Origin of the sequence: Bacillus sp. FF-1 (assembly GCF_028548245.1) — a bacterium.
Classification (GTDB): Bacteria; Bacillota; Bacilli; order Bacillales; family Bacillaceae_G; genus Bacillus_A; species Bacillus_A paranthracis.
In genome coordinates this window covers 181,895-201,612 of record NZ_JAQQGG010000009.1, presented here as the reverse complement: position 1 = coordinate 201,612, position 19,718 = coordinate 181,895, and the positions used below count along the sequence as shown (strand labels likewise).

Here is a 19,718-nt window from a genome sequence, read left to right as displayed (position 1 = left end):
TTTTCTTTCGCACACCCACCCTAGTTTGAATATACTGTTGCAATTTTCGATTAAAAAATAAAACGCGGCCGGATCCGGCCGCTTTTTATTATTTTAAACGCTCTTCTAATTCTGCTTTTAATTCTTCAAATCCTGGTTTACCAAGTAAAGCAAACATGTTTTTCTTGTATGCTTCTACTCCTGGTTGGTCAAATGGATTTACGCCTAATAAGTAGCCGCTCATCGCACATGCTTTTTCGAAGAAGTATACAAGGTAACCAAATGTGTACTCATTTAATTCAGGAATATTTACGATTAAGTTTGGTACTCCGCCATCGCTATGTGCAAGTAGTGTACCTTCGTATGCTTTCGTGTTTACGAAGTCTACAGTTTCACCAGCAAGGTAATTTAATCCATCTAAATCGTTTTCTTCTGATTCGATTGTTAGTTCATGTGTAGGTTTACCTACTTTTAGCACTGTTTCAAATAAGTCACGACGACCTTCTTGAACGTATTGACCTAATGAATGTAAGTCAGTTGAGAAGTTTGCTGAAGATGGGAAAATACCTTTTTGATCTTTTCCTTCACTTTCACCAAATAACTGTTTCCACCACTCAGCGAAGTATTGAAGTGCTGGCTCATAGTTAACAAGCATTTCAATTGTTTTTCCTTTATTGTATAGAGCGTTACGAACTACTGCGTATTGGTAAGCTGGGTTTTCTTCTAGTTCTGATGTACCGAAGTCCTCACGACCAGCAGCTGCACCTTTCATCATCTCTTCAATATTTAAGCCACTCACTGCGATTGGCAATAAACCAACTGGCGTTAATACAGAGAAACGTCCTCCAACATCATCTGGAATAACGAACGTTTCGTAACCTTCATTATCAGCTAATGTTTTTAATGCACCACGCGCTTTATCTGTCGTTGCATAAATACGTTTGCGAGCTTCTTCTTTTCCATACTTTTCTTCTAATAACTTACGGAAAATACGGAATGCTAGTGCTGGCTCTGTTGTTGTACCTGATTTGGAAATAACGTTAATAGAGAAGTCTTTACCTTCTAGTACATCCATTAAATCTTTCATGTAAGTGGAGCTAATGTTTTGTCCAACAAATAGCACTTGTGGAGTTTTACGTTGTTCTTTAGAAAGTGTGTTGTAGAAAGAATGGTTTAACATTTCAATTGCTGCACGTGCTCCTAGGTAAGAACCACCGATACCTACAACAAGTAAAATGTCAGAGTCATTTTTAATTTTTTCTGCGCATTTTTGAATGCGAGCAAATTCTTCTTTGTCATATTGAAGCGGAAGGTCTACCCACCCAAGGAAATCGTTCCCAGCTCCAGTTTTTTCGTGGATTGCGTGATGTGTTACTTTCACTGCATCACGTAAATAAGTGATTTCATGTTCACCGATGAAGGATAACGCTTTAGAATAGTCGAACGTTACATGTGTACTCATCTTTTTCCCTCCAATTATGGATATGTATTTCTGTATTCACTTTAGCGAAACTGAAGTTGTAAATCAAGCGATTCACCCCTTGTAAACGTAACCAATATATATTTTTTAAAAAAAGTTCATTTTTTGCATAAAAATTCGCATTTTTCGGTATAGATGTATATACATCCTATTTCGAACATTTTTTATGTATAAAAACAACATAACTACCCCATTCTATAAAAGAGTTAATTAACTCATCACTTGCTCATGCTTCACAATTAAGGGGGGCTTTTTCATGAGTACTTTGCAACGTATCGCATTAGTCTTTACTGTAATTGGCGCTGTAAACTGGGGATTAATTGGGTTCTTCCAGTTTGACTTAGTGGCAGCCATTTTCGGTGGACAAAACTCAGCTCTTGCACGTATTATTTACGGCATCGTCGGTATTTCTGGGCTGATCAATCTTGGTTTACTCTTTAAACCATCAGAAAATCTTGGTACTCACCCAGAAACGAACGAAATTCGCTAGTCAGTATGTCCTTACTCACCTTCGACATACGAATATGATTGCATGCAATCATATTTGCAAATATATATCATAAGAAAAAGTAAAAGAGGAACGCTCATATGCGCTCCTCTTTTACTTTGTTAACTCAGACTCTTCAATCCATTCTGTTAGCTTTTCTCGCAGCGTATTAAATCCGTCCTTAGATGGATTCGGTATAAGAATCCGTCCTTGTTTTCTTTTCGCCGCTTTTAACGATAAACTCATTTTTCTGTGTTCTTCATCAATTGAAAGTACTTTTACTTCTACTGTATCGCCGACTTTTAAAAAGTCATGAATATCCTTTACATATCCATTTGTAATTTCAGATATATGCACAAGTCCTTGTGTTTCTGCATCTAACGCTACAAATGCACCGTAATCTTGAATCCCAGTCACTTTCCCTGTTACAACCACTCCTGTTGTATATTGTTCTGACATATGAAACACTCCCATACGTTTACCATTTTCTCTACAATTGTAGATAGCAAAGCAGATGATTTATTGTTAAATATCCGATTAGTTAATACGTACCGTAAGTAAAGCTACTCAGGATACGCATACCTTATATTAGTAAATTATACCACTATGACAGAGCTCATTCAAAATTCATGAAAAAATTTCCTTAAGTAAGTATAATTCTCCAATATTAGGATAGAATACTAACACATGGCTTTCTAGTATTCCCCCCCTTTTATGGACAAAACGTATTGTGTTTTGTCCTTTTTTTATTCTCTATAAACCGTTCCATTCTCTTCATTGCTTCCATAAGCTGTTCAAGCGATGTTGCATACGAACAACGAATAAACCCTTCGCCACTTTCGCCAAATACACTTCCAGGTACAACAGCCACTTTTTCTTCTAATAATAACTGTTCTGCAAATTCCGCTGAAGATAGTCCAGTTGAAGAGATTGAAGGAAAGACATAAAATGCTCCGCCCGGCACGTGACACGTTAATCCCATTTCATTGAAAGATGTCGTCATAAAATTACGGCGTTTCTTATAGCTATCTCTCATCCGAATTACTTCATCATTCCCGGCACGTAACGCTTCAAGTGCTGCGAACTGAGACATCGTTGGGGCACACATCATAGAATATTGGTGAATTTTGAGCATTAATTCTGAAAAATGAACAGGAGCTGCAATCATACCAAGACGCCATCCTGTCATTGCAAATCCTTTTGAAAATCCCGAAATTAAAATCGTATGCTCGCGCATATTTTTAATACTCGCGAAACTTGTATATGCTTCGTCGTATACAAGTTCTGCATAAATTTCATCAGATAATACGATTAAATTGTACTTCTCAACAATCACTGCTATTTCTTCAAGCTCGGACTTGTTTAACATTGCACCTGTTGGGTTATTTGGTGAACAAAGTAAAATTGCCTTTGTCTTCGCTGTAATAGCTGCCTCAATTTGTTCTGGTTGTACTTTAAATTCATTTTCTAAAGTAGTCGCCACAGGAACTGGAACGCCTCCAGCTAATGTCACAAGCGGGGCATAAGAAACGAAACTTGGCTCAATAATGAGTACTTCATCATCAGGATTTATAATGGCGCGCATCGCTACATCTAACGCCTGACTTGCTCCAACTGTAACAATGATTTCATCGTTTGGATCATAAGAAACTGCAAATTGTTTTTTTAGATACTTTGCTATTTCTTGACGGAGCTCCAATAATCCTGCATTTGCTGTATATGACGTATATCCTTGTTCTAAAGAACGGATACATGCTTGCCTCACATTCCAAGGTGTAACGAAATCAGGCTCTCCTACTCCAAGCGAAATAACACCTTTCATATTTGCTGCTAAATCGAAAAACTTTCGAATACCAGATGGTTGTAAAGATTCCGCTGCTCTAGATAGTTCAAATTGCTTCATGGTGTCACCACAATTCGCTTATCATCATCGTTTTTTTCATAAATAATTCCCTCATGTTTATACTTCTTCAAAATAAAATGCGTTGTCGTAGAAACGACAGATTCAATTGTTGCTAATTTCTCAGAAACAAACATCGCCACTTCTCCCATTGTCTTTCCTTCTAATGTAATAGAAAGGTCATATGTCCCTGACATTAAATACACAGATTTCACTTCTGAATAACGATAAATTTGCTCAGCAACCGCATCGAACCCAACGCCGTGCTTTGGCGTAACTTTCACATCAATCATTGCCGTTAAACCTGTATGTTCTTTCACCTTCGTCCAATCGATATGTGTTACATAATCCACGATAATCTTTTCCGCTTCTAATTTTTCAACCATTTTCTTTACTTCTTCTACTTCTATATTTAACAGCTTCGCTAATGTATCTACAGATAATCGACTACTTTTTTCAAGACAAGCTAATAATTCTAATTCTTTTTCTGTCACCATATAAATCATCCTTCCTTTTCGTTTGTGTCTAAATTATACAAATAGCCTTTCCAGTTTGAAAAGAAGATTTTTTTAGTGAATTATGTCAAAATAAAGTGAAACTTTAATCCATGGAAAGGTTCACCCCATGGATTATTAGCCCGCTCCAATCGGGCTTTTACGAGCAGTTGATCTCCCACCTCACTTCTTTGTCTCAACCCTCTTTTTAGGTGGGAGTCTTACTGCTCGTTAAAGCGGGGTGAAGTGAAACTTTACTCAGTAGAAAAATGCATGATAAAGCGAAAGGGGATGGAATCGTGAAACCAAAAGTTTATATTGCTGAACCAGTTCCAACATTTGTAGAAAACTATTTATCAGAACACTGTGATTATGAAAAATGGGAGCAAAATGAGAAGGTACCTCGTGATGTTCTACTAGAGAAAATACAAGATAAAGATGGTTTATTAAATTTCGGATCTGCTATTAATGAAGAATTATTGGAGGCGGCTCCTAACTTAAAAGTAGTAAGCAACATTTCTGTCGGTTACGATAATTTTGATTTACAAGCGATGGAAAAGCGCAATGTCATCGGAACAAATACACCTTACGTACTAGATGATACAGTAGCTGACCTCGTTTTTGCTCTTATGTTATCTGCTGGTCGTCGTGTTTGTGAACTCGACTCCTACGTAAAAAATGGTAAATGGAATGCGGAAATTGGAAAAGAGCACTTTGGGCTAGATGTACACCATAGTACAATCGGCATTATCGGTATGGGCCGAATTGGTGAAGCTGTTGCAAAACGAGCGAAATTCGGATTTGATATGGATGTTCTTTATTATAACCGTCGCCGAAAAGAAGAAGCTGAACAAAAATTCGATGCTACATATTGTGATTTACAGACGCTTCTAAAGCAGTCTGACTTTATCGTTCTTCTTACTCCATTAACAGATGAAACGTACCATCTTATCGGAGAAAAGGAATTTTCATTCATGAAAGAAACAGCTATCTTCATTAATGCTTCTCGCGGGAAAACAGTAGATGAAGAAGCGTTAATCGATGCGTTAACAGAAAAGAAAATCTTTGCAGCAGGCATCGATACTTTTACACAAGAGCCGATTCAAAAAGACAATCCGCTCTTATCCTTACAAAATGTTGTGACCTTACCACATATCGGATCTGCAACATTAAAAACTAGGCAACAAATGGCTATGACCGCCGCTGAAAATTTAGTTGCAGCGTTACAAGGAAAAACACCGCCTAATATTGTTCGCGGGTAATACTGAATATACGAAAGGCAAGATGACATCGTCATCTTGCCTTTTTTTGTTAACATATTTTTTTCTGCCTTGGAAATGATATGAACAAAAATCAATGGAGTGACAAAAAATGAATCACGAATCTACTTGTCCTTATTTCACTTTTTCCACTCGCGGCACTACTGTTCATTACGAATTGTATGAACATGAAAATAAAACAGAACGTCCTACTTTCGTACTCGTTCACGGCTTTTTATCTTCCTCATTCAGCTACCGCCGTCTTATTCCTTTATTATCGAAAGAAGGAACAGTCATTGCTCTTGATTTACCACCGTTCGGGAAGAGTGATAAGTCTCATCTATTTAAGTATTCTTATCATAATTTAGCAACGATTATAATCGATTTAATTGAACACTTATCTCTCTCAAACATTGTGCTAGTTGGACATTCTATGGGCGGTCAAATTTCACTTTACGTAAACCGTATACGTCCTGAATTAATTTCAAAGACAATTTTACTATGTAGCTCTAGCTATTTAGCACGCGCAACTTTACCTTTACTGTACTCTTCTTATTTACCGTTCTTTCATTTATACGTAAAGAATTGGATTATACGGCGCGGCATTGTTCATAACTTAATGAATGTCGTTCATGATCATTCATTAATTGACGATGAAATGAAGGCAGGTTACTCTGCTCCTTTTTATGACAACCGTATATTCCCCGCTTTAACTCGTATGATACGAGATCGTGAAGGTGACTTATCTTCAACTGAATTACAAAAAATCGAAACACCTACTCTACTCATTTGGGGTGAAAAAGATCGGGTCGTCCCTGTACATGTAGGTCATCGTCTGCACAAAGATTTACCGAATTCGAAATTTATTTCTTACGAAAACACAGGACATTTACTACCTGAAGAAAAACCGGAACATGTTTATGAAGAAATTATGGCTTTTTCTGCGCAGTAATATAAAAAGGCTGTCGGAAATTCCGACAGCCTACAATGAACAACTTCCGCCTTCTTTTATTATAAGTAATTCCACAGCTAACTTCTCACATTTTTCAAGCGCAGGTACTTCCTCAAAAGACATAAAGTATATATGTTGAATCTTCTTTGCGATGTATTTTGAATCATCAAACACACTTGCGACGTTCACAACATCGCTCGCTTCTGTTTCATAAAACTCCGGTCCCATTTGAAACGGATCCCAATTCTTCACAACCTCTATCATCTTTTCATATGTACCCATTCGCTTCCCGCCTTTTCACTTTTTAATACTTTTCTTTATCCTATCACATCAGCTATTCTATAAGAAGAGAGAGAACTTTCATAACTTAACGGTTTTACAGAAGAAGGGGGCAAACTTATGCAACTATTTCATAAAGCAGTCAATCGCCGTGGAACTCATAGTACAAAATGGGATACATATAAAAACGAAGAACTTATCCACGCGTGGATTGCTGATATGGATTTTGAAGTACCACAACCAATTCAAGCTGCTTTAAAGAAACGTATCGAGCATCCTATTTTCGGCTATACACTTCCTCCCGAAAATATTGGCGATATTATTTGTAACTGGACAAAAAAACAGTACAACTGGGATATTCAAAAAGAGTGGATTGTCTTTAGCGCCGGAATCGTTCCAGCTCTTAGTACGAGCATACAGGCCTTCACAAAGGAAAACGAATCCGTTCTCGTACAACCACCTATTTATCCCCCATTTTTCGAAATGGTCACAACAAACAATAGACAATTATGCGTAAGTCCATTACAGAAACAAAATGATACATATGCGATAGACTTCGAGCATTTAGAAAAGCAATTTCAACAAGGCGTCAAACTTATGCTTCTTTGCAGTCCTCACAACCCGATAGGTCGTGTTTGGACGAAAGAGGAATTAACAAAGCTTGGATCTTTATGTACAAAATATAATGTAATCGTTGTCGCAGATGAAATTCATTCCGATATTATTTATGCAAATCATACACATACACCGTTCGCTTCTTTATCTGAAGAACTAGCAGCGCGCACGATAACTTGTATGGCTCCAAGTAAAACATTTAATATCGCTGGATTACAAGCATCGATTATTATCATTCCAAATGAAAAACTCCGTCAAGCCTTTACATCTATCCAATATAGACAAGGCTTCCACGGATTAAATACATTTGCCTATACAGCGATGGTAAGTGCCTATACAGAATGTAATGATTGGCTAAATGAAATTCGATTATATATAGAAGATAATGCTCAATTTGCTTGTAAATATCTGAAAGATCACATACCTACTCTTTCCGTAACGAAGCCAGAAGGTAGCTTTTTATTATGGATTGATTGCTCTCGCCTACAGCTTTCTCAAAATGAGCGCACTAAATTGCTCGAAGAAAAAGGAAAAATTATTGTTGAGCCTGGTGAGAAATACGGATTAGGCGGCGAAGAACATATTCGAATTAACATCGGCTGTCCAAGGTCTGTTTTAGAAGAAATTTTAAATAGGCTGCGCCATACGTTTTCATAATAAGAAAGGAGACTGTTTGGGACAGCCTCCTTTGTCAACTTTTGTCGGTAAGTCGATATATTTTAAAAATCGCCGATATATTTTGAGTTACGGTCGATATATTCCAATAATCGCCGATATATTTTAAGTTACAGTCGATATATTCCAATAATCGCTGATATATTTTCACTTACACTACACAAAAAAGCTACCGCGCACGGTAGCTTTTACTTTTTCTTCATATCCGACGCTTTTTTTACAATAACACCACAAGCAATTCGATCACCTGATTTACCTGTCGGTTGTGTCATGCCATCATCAGCGTTTTCTGTAATAATAATAGACGCTCCATCTTTTCTATGAATCGTCGTTTTTCCTTCTTCAAGCGTTATATGCGGCGCATCAATTTCTGCTTTAATCTTTCCAGAACCATCTGCAATTACGTTCGGTAAATCACCGTTTTCTGCACCCTTCGGATTGAGTAGTCCATGCTTTTTATCATCTGGATTAAAATGATTTCCAGCTGATTCAAAACGAGGTGCTTTACACTCTCCAATTTCGTGTACATGTAGTCCGTGCGGGCCAGGTGCGAAACCTTCCCCTTTAATCGTAATTTTCACTCCGCTTGTTTGCTGAGTTACTTTTGCAGTCCCCACTTCATCACCTGAAGCATTATGTAATTTCACTTCAATTTCTTTCGGCTTTCCTTGGTCACAACCTGCCATCAGAAATAGTAAACAACAACTGAAAAAAAGCCGTTTTTTCATTTTATTCCCTCCAAAATACATTCTGCCCTTAGATTGTCCGAGCATAGAGGGAAACATACAAAAATGAGTTACTGTTTCTTTTCAGCTAACAGCTTTTCTTCAACTTTCTGTAATCGCTCTGCTTCTCGTTTTGATACACGAACGAACATACGCCACGTAGCAATCGCACCGATAATAAATAGAACACAAACAATCCCTGGAATAATATATTCTGTTTTATCTTCCGGAAAGTATAAAGGCATCATAACGAACACTCCTTAATTATAGGATTCGAAAAACATCAGAATTTTCTGTTATATACATTTAAATTATAGTTGAACCTATCCATATTCTCAAGGGGCGTTCCGAAAGCGAATGATTTCTTTGACTCCTTCTCCTACTTTCCTTACTATAAACTTGAGGTGAAAAATATGAGAGAAACATTTGAAATTGGCGAAATCGTTACTGGTATTTATAAAACGGGAAAATACATTGGCGAGGTTACAAATAGCCGCCCTGGCAGTTACGTCGTAAAAGTATTAGCTGTTTTAAAACATCCGGTGCAAGGTGACTTACATAACGTAAAACAAGCTGACGTACCATTTTTCCACGAAAGACGTGCTTTAGCTTTTCGTGAACAGACGAACATTCCAGAGCAAATGGTGAAGAAATATGAAGGAGAAATTCCAGATTACACAGATTCACTCAAATTAGCATTAGAAACTCAAATGAATTCATTTTCTGAAGATGATTCACCTTTTGCGGTTCGTAGTCTAGAAACATTAGAACAGTTAAAAAAGGACTACAAACTTTAAAAAAACAAAACGACCAAATTACATACTGTGCAATTTGGTCGTTACTGTGTACTCACTTTCTTTAACACTTTTGAAAAATCAACGAGTTCCCCTAATGTTGGAGGTGCTGGTTTCACTAAATACTCTTTATCTTTTTCTACTAATTTAAAAATATTATACGTCGTCATCGCATCATCTAGCGCACAATGATGCTTACCCGTCCCTACTTTTCCATACGCTTCAATCGCTTTCCACAATCCTGTTTGATTTCTCTCACCAAAAAACTTCTTATACTCAAGTGATAAATCACGACACTGTCCTTGGAAAGGAAAATCTACTCCCGCTTTTTCACAATTATGCTTCAACACTTTCATATCCATATTTCCCCACGTAACAATGGTCGGTTTACATCTCTTTTCATATTCTGCAAGTTTTTCAACGAGTTCTGGAAACGAAATTCCTTTATCTACGACTTCTTGTTTAATCCCTAAAAACTTCTTACATCGATCCGTTAAAGAAGGAAAAGTCTTCGGCCTAACATGAGCTGAATACGTATCTTCTACCTTACAGCCAACAACCGAAACGAGTCCTACCTCAATAATCTCCGGGAAAAATCCTTTTGGTTTTTTTCTGTGCTGGGGCATCGTAAACTCAAAATCCAAAAATAAAAATTGTTGTTCATTCATACGATCCCTTCCTTATCATCTTTGTCATTCCTTTCTATTTGACACTCCTACACGAACAAGCTCGAATGCTAATTCCATTTTAAATATTCAGATTGGATGTATCTTATATATATGTCAAATGCCCGCAAATATTTTTAAAAATAAGAAAAAGTAACCTTTGCAGAAAATATAACAAAATAAACCCTTTCATTTACATCCGACATTTTTCTACTTTATAATGACGTTATGTGTGTTTCATCTAGTTAATTTTTGACACACTAAGAAAAGTGAATGAAAGGAGATGAGAGTTTTGCACGAAACAACGCAAGAGCTCGCAAACTGGCAGTATTATTTTGCTATCGCAGTCTTTTTAATTACATATGCCATTATTATTTCTGAAAAAATTAATCGCGCTGTCATCGCACTTCTTGGCGCAGCACTCATGGTAATTATGGGGGTCGTTGATTTACACAACGCCTTTACGAAACATATTGAATGGGGGACGATTACACTACTCATCGGTATGATGATTTTGGTGAACATTACGAGTAAATCGGGTGTCTTCCAATACGTTGCCATTAAAGCGGCAAAAGGAGCGCAAGGAAATCCAATTAAAATTTTAATTTCCCTTTCCTTACTTACTGCGCTTGGTTCCGCGTTTTTAGATAACGTTACAACTGTACTTCTTGTTGTTCCAGTTACTTTATCTATTACGCGCATACTGCAAGTAAATCCTGTCCCTTATTTACTTTCTGAAATTATTTTTTCAAACATTGGGGGAACAGCAACATTAATTGGTGATCCACCTAACATTATGATTGGTTCTGCCAATAAGCATTTAGATTTCAATGCTTTCTTACTAAACTTAGCGCCAATCGTAATTATTATCATTGGTGTGACAGCGACAATACTTTACTTCATGTACCGCAAACAATTAATCGCTGATCCTGTACAAGTTAAAAAATTAATGAGTTTAGATGAAAAGCAATACATTAAAGATCCAGTATTAATGAAAAAATCTTTAACAGTACTTGGACTTACAATTGTAGGTTTCATGACTCATTCCATTTTCCACGTTGATGCAGCTATCATCGCTTTAACTGGTGCTACTGTACTTATGTTAATCGGTGTGAAAGAACATGAAATTGAAGAAGTATTCGCAAGTGTAGAATGGGTAACAATCTTCTTCTTCGCAGGACTATTCGTACTCGTTGGAGGACTTATCGACATCGGTCTTATTAAAATGTTAGCTCAAAAAGTAATTGGCATAACAGGCGGAGATATTTCTTACGCATCTATCCTTATTTTATGGGTATCTGGTATCGCCTCTGCAACAATTGATAACATTCCATTCGTTGCAACAATGATTCCTCTTATTAACGATATGGCTGTCGGATTAGGTTTATCACCTGCTGACGCACAAATCGACGTATTATGGTGGGCATTAGCATTAGGTGCTTGTCTGGGCGGAAACGGAACATTAATCGGCGCTTCTGCTAACGTAATTGTCGCAGGTATCGCAAGCCGCGAAGGACATAAATTTAGCTACATGGACTTCTTAAAAGTCGGTTTCCCAATTATGATCGTTTCATTAATCATTTCTCATATTTATATTTATGTACGCTACCTTATGTAGCACAAAAAGCGCTCTGATAACCAGGGCGCTTTTTTCATTACACATATTTAAATTAAACTTACTCATTATACCTCACCGGCTCATTTCGAATGATAAACAAGTGAATCGGCAAGAACACTGAAAATGTAATTACATGAATAATCGTAAATAATATAGAGTTCGTTCCATATCTGTCTAAAATAGCGTAGATAAGATAAATAGACAACACAATGGATACAGCTGTTGCTATTAAATATAAAATTGGTACGAAATTAAAAATGAAACATGCGACATATATGCCGAATACTTTCCATCCTGCTTCTTCTTTCAAGAAATCGGGTAATTTATCTTTCGCTAAATCACCCCATATTTTACTATTTAAAAAAGGAATAAATGCTAGAACTCCATCCGTTGCACCGTCATTTTTCGCCATCGTATACAGTGCAAAAGCCGTTAACAAATACGCAATAACTGCCCAAATCAATATAACAAGAATAAACGCAAAACTAAGAGCAAAGAAACCTGCTAGTAAGCCTTGATCTTCCATCTTATCCTCTCCTCTCTACTCTCAACATATTTCATTGCATTGCAAGTTATGTTTTAAAATTCAACCAAACTCTCTGTATAATAATAGGAGTAAGATAATAAGAGAGGAGAACAACCGATGCATCCATTTGTAAAAACATTACAAGAGCATTTCATAGCTCACAAAAATCCGGAAAAAGCAGAACCGATGGCACGTTATATGAAAAATCACTTCCCATTTCTCGGTATTCAAACACCTGAAAGAAGACAATTATTAAAAGACGTCATCCAAATACATACTCTCCCAGATCCAAAAGACTTCCAAATTATCGTACGTGAGCTGTGGGATTTACCAGAACGAGAATTTCAGGCAGCCGCACTCGATATGATGCAAAAATATAAAAAGTATATAAACGAAACGCATATTCCCTTCTTAGAAGAACTTATTGTAACAAAATCTTGGTGGGACACTGTCGATAGCATCGTCCCTACATTTTTAGGCGATATTTTTTTACAACATCCCGGATTGATTTCTGCCTATATTCCAAAATGGATTGCATCAGATAACATATGGTTACAACGCGCCGCTATTTTATTCCAGCTAAAATATAAACAAAAGATGGATGAAGAACTTCTTTTTTGGGTTATTGGACAACTACATTCTTCGAAAGAATTTTTCATTCAAAAAGCGATTGGATGGGTCCTTCGTGAATATGCAAAAACAAAGCCCGATGTCGTTTGGGAATACGTGCAAAATAACGAGCTTGCTCCACTCAGCAGGCGTGAAGCAATTAAGCACATTAAAGAAAATTACGGAATAAATAACGAAAAAATAGGCGAGACTCTATCATAGATAGACGCGTTCCTCTATTGAGATTTAAAAAAGAACGTGTTAGAATATGTTCATTATTATTAATATAAGTAGCGATGACGGACTTATAAGTACTTGCACAAAAAGCGATTCAGGGATAGTGAAAGCCTGAAGCCGCAAGGAAACGGCAGTCTCGAGCAATACGTGATAAAGTGGATGCACCTTTTGTGTATCAACTAGGGTGGAACCGCGGGCAAACGCTCGTCCCTAGGCAATTAAGCCTTGGGATGAGCGTTTTTTTATGTTTTTCAAAGCATATACTGCTCGTTTCACAAGTTACCTGAGCACGTCATCGCCAATACGTTAACTTTCAAAAGGAGGATTTTATTATGTATTCAATGGAACAAGTAGTAAACTTAGCGAAACATCGCGGTTTTGTTTTCCCTGGTTCTGAAATTTACGGTGGTCTTGCAAACACTTGGGATTACGGTCCACTTGGAATCGAATTAAAAAATAACGTTAAAAAAGCTTGGTGGAAAAAATTCATTCAAGAATCTCCATACAACGTTGGTTTAGACGCAGCTATTTTAATGAACCCAAAAACTTGGATTGCTTCTGGTCACGTTGGTAACTTCAACGATCCAATGATCGACTGTAAAAAATGTAAAGCGCGTCACCGTGCTGACAAATTAATTGAAGATGCATTAGATGCAAAAGGCATCGAAATGGTTGTTGATGGTCTTACTTTCGACCAAATGGCTGACTTAATGAAAGAACATGAAGTAAAATGTCCTGATTGCGGTAGTGAAGAATTCACTGAAATCCGTCAGTTCAACTTAATGTTCAAAACATTCCAAGGTGTTACAGAGTCTAGCACAAACGAAATCTTCCTTCGTCCAGAAACAGCACAAGGTATTTTCGTAAACTTCAAAAACGTACAACGCTCTATGCGTAAAAAACTTCCATTTGGTATTGGCCAAATCGGTAAGAGCTTCCGTAACGAAATCACGCCTGGTAACTTCACATTCCGTACACGTGAATTCGAACAAATGGAACTTGAATTCTTCTGTAAGCCTGGTGAAGATTTAGAGTGGTTCGCATTCTGGCGTGAAACTTGTAAGAACTGGTTACTTTCACTTGGTATGACTGAAGAAAGCATGCGTCTTCGTGACCACGGTGAAGAGGAATTATCTCATTACAGTAACGCAACAACTGACATTGAATTCAAATTCCCATTCGGTTGGGGCGAACTATGGGGCGTTGCATCTCGTACAGACTTCGATTTAAAACGTCACATGGAACACTCTAACGAAGACTTTAACTATATTGATCCACAAACGAATGAGCGTTACGTACCGTACTGCATCGAGCCATCTTTAGGTGCTGACCGCGTAACATTAGCGTTCTTATGTGATGCATATGAAGAAGAGCAATTAGAAAACGATTCTCGTACAGTTCTTCGTTTCCACCCTGCTTTAGCACCATACAAAGCAGCGATCTTACCATTATCTAAAAAGCTATCTGAAGGTGCTACTGAAGTATTTGCAGAACTAGCTAAAGACTTCATGGTAGACTTTGACGAAACTGGTTCTATCGGTAAACGTTACCGTCGTCAAGACGAAATCGGTACACCATTCTGTATCACTTATGACTTCGACTCAGTTGAAGACAAAGCTGTTACAGTACGTGACCGTGACACAATGGAACAAGTGCGTATGCCAATTAGCGAACTAAAAGGTTTCTTAGAGAAGAAAATCCAGTTCTAATTATAAGAAAAAGAGGCTGCTCATTAGAGCAGCCTCTTTTTTTACTTTTCACGTTTTTCTTTAATTGCTACTGTACATCTTGAAATACATAATAAATCGTCATTCTCATCAATGATACGTACATCCCAAACCATCGTTGAGTTTCCTCTATGTATCGGTGTTCCGATTGCTGTTACAATTCCATCTTTCTTTGAGCGAATATGGTTTGCATTAATTTCTAGACCGAAGCAAATACATTTCTCTTGATCAATTAAATTGTATGAACCGACGCTTGCTACTGTTTCCGCCAACGCAAGAGATGCACCACCATGTAAAAAACCAAACGGCTGATGTGTACGTTCATCAACAGGCATCGTAGCAACTACCTTATCTTCTGTCATCTCTAACAACTCAATTCCAAGCGAATCCATTAAAGTTTTTGCCATATCGTTTCCCCCTTCTCTCACTTTAATTAAATGTATAATTTTACCTATTTACTTTCAAACTACGTATAACACTTATATAAGGAGGTTTCACCTAAATGAAACAGAAATTTTTTATACTATCGCTTATGTTCTCCTTGCTGACTATTGTACCAAATTGTGCACTAGCAGCCAAAGCATCCAACCTGACAATCGATGTTCAGACTGTCACGCAAAAAGGTAAGAAACCTTATATAGAATATCAAATCAATAGGCCTTCGTTTCATAACTTTTCCGATTCTAAGTTTCAAAATAAGCTAAATTCCTATTACAAAAAATCTACTGATAAATTTAAAACAAAATTAGAAAAAGACGCAAAAAAATATTATAAAGAAACAGAAGGATCTAGTACACCATTTCATCCGTACGTGGCGAATGTTGATTATAAAGTCTCCTTAAATAAATCACCTTTGCTCAGCCTATATTTGAATTACTATCAATATACAGGCGGAGCACACGGTCTTTATACGTGGAAGGCTAACACATTTGATTTAAAAGAAAAAAAGTTACTACACTTAGACGATTTATTTCAACAAGAAGATACATATAAAGACGTAATTCGTGCTGAGATTGTAAGACAAATTAAACAAAATGAAAGTATTTATTTTCCTGATGCAACTGAAAAAGTCATGAGCACGAAAAAGTTTCACTTCTTTTTAGAACCGAACAATCTCGTCATTTATTTCCCTTTATATGAAATTGCGCCTTATTCAAGCGGCATTCCACAATTTCGTATTCCATATACGTTGCTAAGAGAGTATTTGAAGCCTTCTTATCAAAATATTTTAATTGACAACAAGTAAATCGCTACGATAATGTTAACTTAAAAACAACAGGAGGTTAACATTATGAGGAGATTTCATGTTTTAGATTTAGCATTAGCCGCCATGTTCGTCGCTCTTATGGCCATTGGTGCAAATATTGTATCTTGGGCACCATTCCTGCAAGTAGCGGGCATCCCATTATCTATGCAACCATTTTTCGCAATTTTAGCAGGGCTTCTTCTTGGAAGTAGACTTGGTGCATTATCAATGACTGTTTACATGCTAGTTGGAGTAGCAGGTGCACCAATCTTCGCTAACTTCAAAGCTGGATTTGGAGCACTTTTAGATCCTACTGGTGGCTTTATTATCGCATTTATTATCGTTGCTTACGTATCAGGAAAACTCGTAGAACAAAAGGAAAAACCAACATTTCGTACATTTGCAACTGCCTCTTTCACAGGAATCATTTTAACTTATATTATCGGTACTACTTACATGTACGGGGCAGTCAATCTCTTTATGGGCGGTAATATGAGCTATAAAGCTGCTTGGATGATTATGATGTGGTTTGCAGTAAAAGATATTGCATTTACAATTATCGGTGCTATTATCGCACCTCGCATATACTATGCTGTGCGTCGTTCTGCTTATCAGCATTCTCATTCGACGATTTCATAAGAAAAAGGAGTTGTTCCTACTGGAACAACTCCTTTTTTATATTAAGACTCTTGATTCGTTTGTTCTTCTAAAATTTTCTTCATCATTACGACCATGTCATCACGTAATTCTGGGTGTTGCAGTGCCATTTCGATTGTCGTTTGAACAAATCCTAACTTTTCACCTACGTCATAGCGCTTTCCTTCGAAGTCGTAAGCGAATACACGTTGAATTTCGTTTAAACTTTGGATAGCATCTGTTAACTGAATTTCGCCACCAGCACCAACATGTTGCTGTTCTAAGAACATAAAGATTTCAGGCGTTAAAATGTAACGTCCCATAATCGCTAAGTTTGAAGGTGCTGTACCTTGCGCTGGCTTCTCGACGAAATTGCGAACTTGGTAACGACGACCTTCTTGTTCTAATGGATCAATAATTCCATAGCGATGTGTTTCCGACTCTGGAACAGTTTGTACACCAATAACAGAAGAAAGTGTTTTTTCATACTCATCCATTAATTGACGTAAACATGGTTTCTCAGCTTGGACAATATCATCACCTAGTAGCACTGCAAACGGCTCATCACCAATGAATTTACGTGCACACCAAACAGCATGTCCTAGCCCTTTCGGTTCTTTTTGACGGATGTAATGAATATCTACCATTTTTGAAGAAGCTTGTACTTTTTCAAGCAACTCATATTTTTTCTTCTCCAATAAGTTTTGTTCTAGTTCAAATGCGTTATCAAAATGATCTTCGATAGAACGCTTTGTTTTACCAGTAACGATAATAATATCTTCGATACCCGATTTCACTGCTTCTTCTACAATGTATTGGATCGTTGGTTTATCTACTATCGGTAACATTTCTTTCGGCATTGCTTTCGTTGCTGGTAAAAAACGTGTTCCTAATCCAGCTGCTGGGATTATCGCTTTTCTTACTTTTTTCATCACAAAATACCCTCTCTCCTGTCGGAATCAATAGCAATCATTTCCTACATAAAACAAAAGGGAGATTTCGCTCCCTTTTGTTCCTTACTACTTAAAATTACTTTGTATTATAAACGATTCATAATGTCTTCTTTAATAGTAAGTAACTTTTGTTCACTATTTTGTAAAGAACTATCTTTTACACCAAAGTAGAACTTAATCTTCGGTTCAGTTCCAGATGGACGTAGGCAGAACCATGAACCATCCTCTAATTGATATTTTAACACATTTGATTTCGGTAAGTGAATCTCTTCTTTATGTCCATCTTGTAAAGATGTAATAATGCTTGCTTTATAGTCTTCAACTGCTACAACCGTTAAGCCCGCTACTTCTTTCGGAGGATTTTCACGGAATGTTGCCATCATCTCTTGGATTTTTTCCGCTCCATCTTTTCCTTTTAACGTTAACGACACAAGGTCTTCACGGAAGAAGCCGTACTTCTCAAATACTTCTAATAGACCGTCATATAACGTTTTCCCTTGAGATTTGTAGTATGCAGCTACTTCACATGCGAATAGGACAGATTGTACTGCATCTTTATCACGGCAGAATGGGCGGATTAAATAACCATAGCTTTCCTCATAACCGAATTGGAATTCATATTGTCCGCTTTCTTCATACTGTCTAATTTTCTCACCGATAAATTTAAATCCAGTTAACGTATCAACTGTATCTAAACCGTATGTTTTCGCGATTGTACGACCGATTTCAGACGTTACGATTGTTTTTAATACGACACCGTTCTCTGGTAGCGTTCCGTTTTCTTTCTTTTGAGATAATAAGTAATCAAGCATTAATGCACCTGTTTGGTTACCAGTTAATACTTGGAACTCACCATCGTGATTACGAACTGCTACACCAAGGCGATCTGCGTCAGGATCTGTTGCGATTAATACATCCGCTCCTACCTTCTCACCGTCACGAATTGCATATTCAAATGCTGCATGCTCTTCTGGGTTCGGTGATTTTACTGTAGAGAAGTTCGGATCTGGTAACTCTTGCTCTTTTACAACTGTTACATCTGTAAATCCAACTTCTTTTAAACCACGGCGTACAGAAATATTTGATGTTCCGTGTAGTGGTGTGAAGACGATTTTTAAATCTTTGCCGGCCTTTTCCACCATTTCTTTATTAATAATGACATTGTTCAATTCTGCAGCATATGCATCATCGACTTCTTGTCCAATAATATGTAATAAACCGTCAGCTTTTAATCGCTCCACATTAGCAACCTCAACTGTTAACTCGTCTTCTACTGCGTTTACGTAGCTAATTAATTCATCAGCTTCTTTCGGAGGCAACTGTCCACCATCTTCACCGTATACTTTATAACCATTATATTCAGGCGGATTATGACTTGCAGTAAGAACGATTCCACTCACTGTATGTAAATGACGAACTGCGAAAGAAAGCACTGGCGTTGGACGTAAGCTTTCAAACACATATGTTGTAATGCCGTGTGCACCTAGTGTAGCAGCAACTTCCATTGCGAACTCAGGTGATTTATGACGAGAATCATAGGCTACAACAACACCGCGTTTTTTCGCTTCCTCACCTAACTTTTCGATAAAGCTTGCTAATCCTTTTGTCGCTTTACGAACTGTATATACGTTTAAACGGTTCGTACCAGCACCAAGTTCACCACGCATACCACCTGTGCCAAACTCTAGATTTTTATAAAAGCTATCCTCGATTTTCTTCTCATCTTGCTTCATATTTTCTAGCTGTTCTTTTAATTCTGCATCTAATTGTGCGTAAGAAAGCCAGCGACTAAATTCTTGTTTCCAATTCATTCTTCTCTCTCCTCTCGCTCGTCATACCTTTATTATATGAAAAAAACATGC

22 protein-coding genes are annotated in these 19,718 nt (G+C 37.3%); 10 read left to right on the top strand and 12 right to left on the bottom strand.

Annotation, left to right across the window (positions count from 1 at the left end; translation table 11 throughout):
- Positions 1–88: 88 nt before the first annotated feature.
- Positions 89–1,441, bottom strand: a complete 1,353-nt coding sequence (locus PQF83_RS24400; RefSeq protein WP_000103660.1) for a glucose-6-phosphate isomerase — start codon at positions 1,439–1,441, stop codon at positions 89–91.
- Positions 1,442–1,715: 274 nt separating this feature from the next.
- On the opposite strand from PQF83_RS24400, the gene PQF83_RS24395 reads away from it, so the two are divergent.
- Complete coding sequence (locus PQF83_RS24395; protein WP_000105788.1) at positions 1,716–1,949, top strand: DUF378 domain-containing protein; 234 nt, start codon at positions 1,716–1,718, stop codon at positions 1,947–1,949.
- A gap of 111 nt (positions 1,950–2,060) precedes the next feature.
- Here the strand turns inward: PQF83_RS24395 and yugI are convergent, their stop codons facing one another.
- From yugI to PQF83_RS24380, 3 genes are all read right to left on the bottom strand, one after another.
- On the bottom strand, positions 2,061–2,405 hold the full coding sequence (gene yugI / locus PQF83_RS24390) for a S1 domain-containing post-transcriptional regulator GSP13 (RefSeq protein WP_000003767.1): 345 nt from the start codon (positions 2,403–2,405) through the stop codon (positions 2,061–2,063).
- A 253-nt stretch (positions 2,406–2,658) separates the two neighbouring features.
- Positions 2,659–3,849 carry an aminotransferase gene (locus PQF83_RS24385; RefSeq protein ID WP_000808515.1) on the bottom strand — a complete coding sequence of 397 codons (1,191 nt, stop codon included), beginning with the start codon at positions 3,847–3,849 and terminating at the stop codon, positions 2,659–2,661.
- Positions 3,846–4,343, bottom strand: a complete 498-nt coding sequence (locus PQF83_RS24380; RefSeq protein ID WP_000255699.1) for an Lrp/AsnC family transcriptional regulator — start codon at positions 4,341–4,343, stop codon at positions 3,846–3,848. Before PQF83_RS24380 ends, PQF83_RS24385 begins: the two co-directional genes overlap by 4 nt.
- Positions 4,344–4,609: 266 nt before the next feature.
- On the opposite strand from PQF83_RS24380, the gene PQF83_RS24375 reads away from it, so the two are divergent.
- Together PQF83_RS24375 and PQF83_RS24370 are read left to right on the top strand one after the other, a co-directional pair.
- The gene (locus PQF83_RS24375) at positions 4,610–5,602 is read left to right on the top strand and encodes a 2-hydroxyacid dehydrogenase (protein ID WP_000543730.1); all 993 of its coding nucleotides are present in this window, start codon (positions 4,610–4,612) and stop codon (positions 5,600–5,602) included.
- Positions 5,603–5,711: 109 nt separating this feature from the next.
- Entirely contained in the window at positions 5,712–6,551 is an 840-nt protein-coding gene (locus tag PQF83_RS24370) for an alpha/beta fold hydrolase (RefSeq protein ID WP_001015188.1), read from the top strand.
- A gap of 30 nt (positions 6,552–6,581) precedes the next feature.
- Here PQF83_RS24370 and PQF83_RS24365 read toward each other — a convergent pair whose 3' ends face one another.
- Complete coding sequence (locus PQF83_RS24365) at positions 6,582–6,833, bottom strand: DUF1871 family protein (protein ID WP_000537634.1); 252 nt, start codon at positions 6,831–6,833, stop codon at positions 6,582–6,584.
- Between the two features lie 117 nt (positions 6,834–6,950).
- Here PQF83_RS24365 and PQF83_RS24360 point away from each other — a divergent pair, with 117 nt between their 5' ends.
- Positions 6,951–8,102, top strand: a complete 1,152-nt coding sequence (locus tag PQF83_RS24360; protein ID WP_001175833.1) for a MalY/PatB family protein — start codon at positions 6,951–6,953, stop codon at positions 8,100–8,102.
- 206 nt (positions 8,103–8,308) lie between these two features.
- Here the strand turns inward: PQF83_RS24360 and sodC are convergent, their stop codons facing one another.
- On the bottom strand, positions 8,309–8,848 hold the full coding sequence (gene sodC / locus PQF83_RS24355) for a superoxide dismutase [Cu-Zn] (RefSeq protein ID WP_000746515.1): 540 nt from the start codon (positions 8,846–8,848) through the stop codon (positions 8,309–8,311).
- A 68-nt stretch (positions 8,849–8,916) separates the two neighbouring features.
- The gene (locus PQF83_RS24350) at positions 8,917–9,093 is read right to left on the bottom strand and encodes a hypothetical protein (protein WP_000982760.1); all 177 of its coding nucleotides are present in this window, start codon (positions 9,091–9,093) and stop codon (positions 8,917–8,919) included.
- Positions 9,094–9,258: 165 nt separating this feature from the next.
- Between PQF83_RS24350 and PQF83_RS24345 the strand changes: the two genes are divergently transcribed.
- On the top strand, positions 9,259–9,642 hold the full coding sequence (locus PQF83_RS24345) for a kinase-associated lipoprotein B (protein WP_001209341.1): 384 nt from the start codon (positions 9,259–9,261) through the stop codon (positions 9,640–9,642).
- Between the two features lie 41 nt (positions 9,643–9,683).
- Here the strand turns inward: PQF83_RS24345 and kapD are convergent, their stop codons facing one another.
- Positions 9,684–10,307 (bottom strand): 3'-5' exonuclease KapD, encoded by a 624-nt coding sequence (kapD, locus tag PQF83_RS24340; RefSeq protein ID WP_001005369.1) that lies wholly within the window; start codon positions 10,305–10,307, stop codon positions 9,684–9,686.
- 289 nt (positions 10,308–10,596) lie between these two features.
- Here kapD and PQF83_RS24335 point away from each other — a divergent pair, with 289 nt between their 5' ends.
- Complete coding sequence (locus tag PQF83_RS24335) at positions 10,597–11,922, top strand: ArsB/NhaD family transporter (RefSeq protein WP_000545225.1); 1,326 nt, start codon at positions 10,597–10,599, stop codon at positions 11,920–11,922.
- A 58-nt stretch (positions 11,923–11,980) separates the two neighbouring features.
- Here PQF83_RS24335 and PQF83_RS24330 read toward each other — a convergent pair whose 3' ends face one another.
- Entirely contained in the window at positions 11,981–12,448 is a 468-nt protein-coding gene (locus PQF83_RS24330) for a hypothetical protein (RefSeq protein ID WP_000390057.1), read from the bottom strand.
- A 117-nt stretch (positions 12,449–12,565) separates the two neighbouring features.
- On the opposite strand from PQF83_RS24330, the gene PQF83_RS24325 reads away from it, so the two are divergent.
- Together PQF83_RS24325 and PQF83_RS24320 are read left to right on the top strand one after the other, a co-directional pair.
- Positions 12,566–13,279: a DNA alkylation repair protein gene (locus PQF83_RS24325; RefSeq protein WP_000553332.1), complete on the top strand. Its 714-nt coding sequence runs from the start codon at positions 12,566–12,568 to the stop codon at positions 13,277–13,279.
- A gap of 347 nt (positions 13,280–13,626) precedes the next feature.
- Positions 13,627–15,003: a glycine--tRNA ligase gene (locus tag PQF83_RS24320; protein WP_000287154.1), complete on the top strand. Its 1,377-nt coding sequence runs from the start codon at positions 13,627–13,629 to the stop codon at positions 15,001–15,003.
- Between the two features lie 41 nt (positions 15,004–15,044).
- On the opposite strand, the gene PQF83_RS24315 is transcribed toward PQF83_RS24320, so the two are convergent.
- The gene (locus PQF83_RS24315) at positions 15,045–15,428 is read right to left on the bottom strand and encodes a hotdog fold thioesterase (RefSeq protein ID WP_001140608.1); all 384 of its coding nucleotides are present in this window, start codon (positions 15,426–15,428) and stop codon (positions 15,045–15,047) included.
- Between the two features lie 95 nt (positions 15,429–15,523).
- On the opposite strand from PQF83_RS24315, the gene PQF83_RS24310 reads away from it, so the two are divergent.
- Positions 15,524–16,267, top strand: a complete 744-nt coding sequence (locus tag PQF83_RS24310; protein ID WP_000810360.1) for a DUF3298 and DUF4163 domain-containing protein — start codon at positions 15,524–15,526, stop codon at positions 16,265–16,267.
- Between the two features lie 45 nt (positions 16,268–16,312).
- Positions 16,313–16,906 (top strand): biotin transporter BioY, encoded by a 594-nt coding sequence (locus PQF83_RS24305; RefSeq protein ID WP_001252157.1) that lies wholly within the window; start codon positions 16,313–16,315, stop codon positions 16,904–16,906.
- A 41-nt stretch (positions 16,907–16,947) separates the two neighbouring features.
- Here the strand turns inward: PQF83_RS24305 and galU are convergent, their stop codons facing one another.
- Both galU and PQF83_RS24295 read right to left on the bottom strand, forming a co-directional pair.
- Positions 16,948–17,835: a UTP--glucose-1-phosphate uridylyltransferase GalU gene (gene galU / locus PQF83_RS24300; protein ID WP_002163486.1), complete on the bottom strand. Its 888-nt coding sequence runs from the start codon at positions 17,833–17,835 to the stop codon at positions 16,948–16,950.
- Between the two features lie 107 nt (positions 17,836–17,942).
- The gene (locus PQF83_RS24295; protein WP_001104211.1) at positions 17,943–19,667 is read right to left on the bottom strand and encodes a phospho-sugar mutase; all 1,725 of its coding nucleotides are present in this window, start codon (positions 19,665–19,667) and stop codon (positions 17,943–17,945) included.
- Positions 19,668–19,718: the final 51 nt, after the last annotated feature.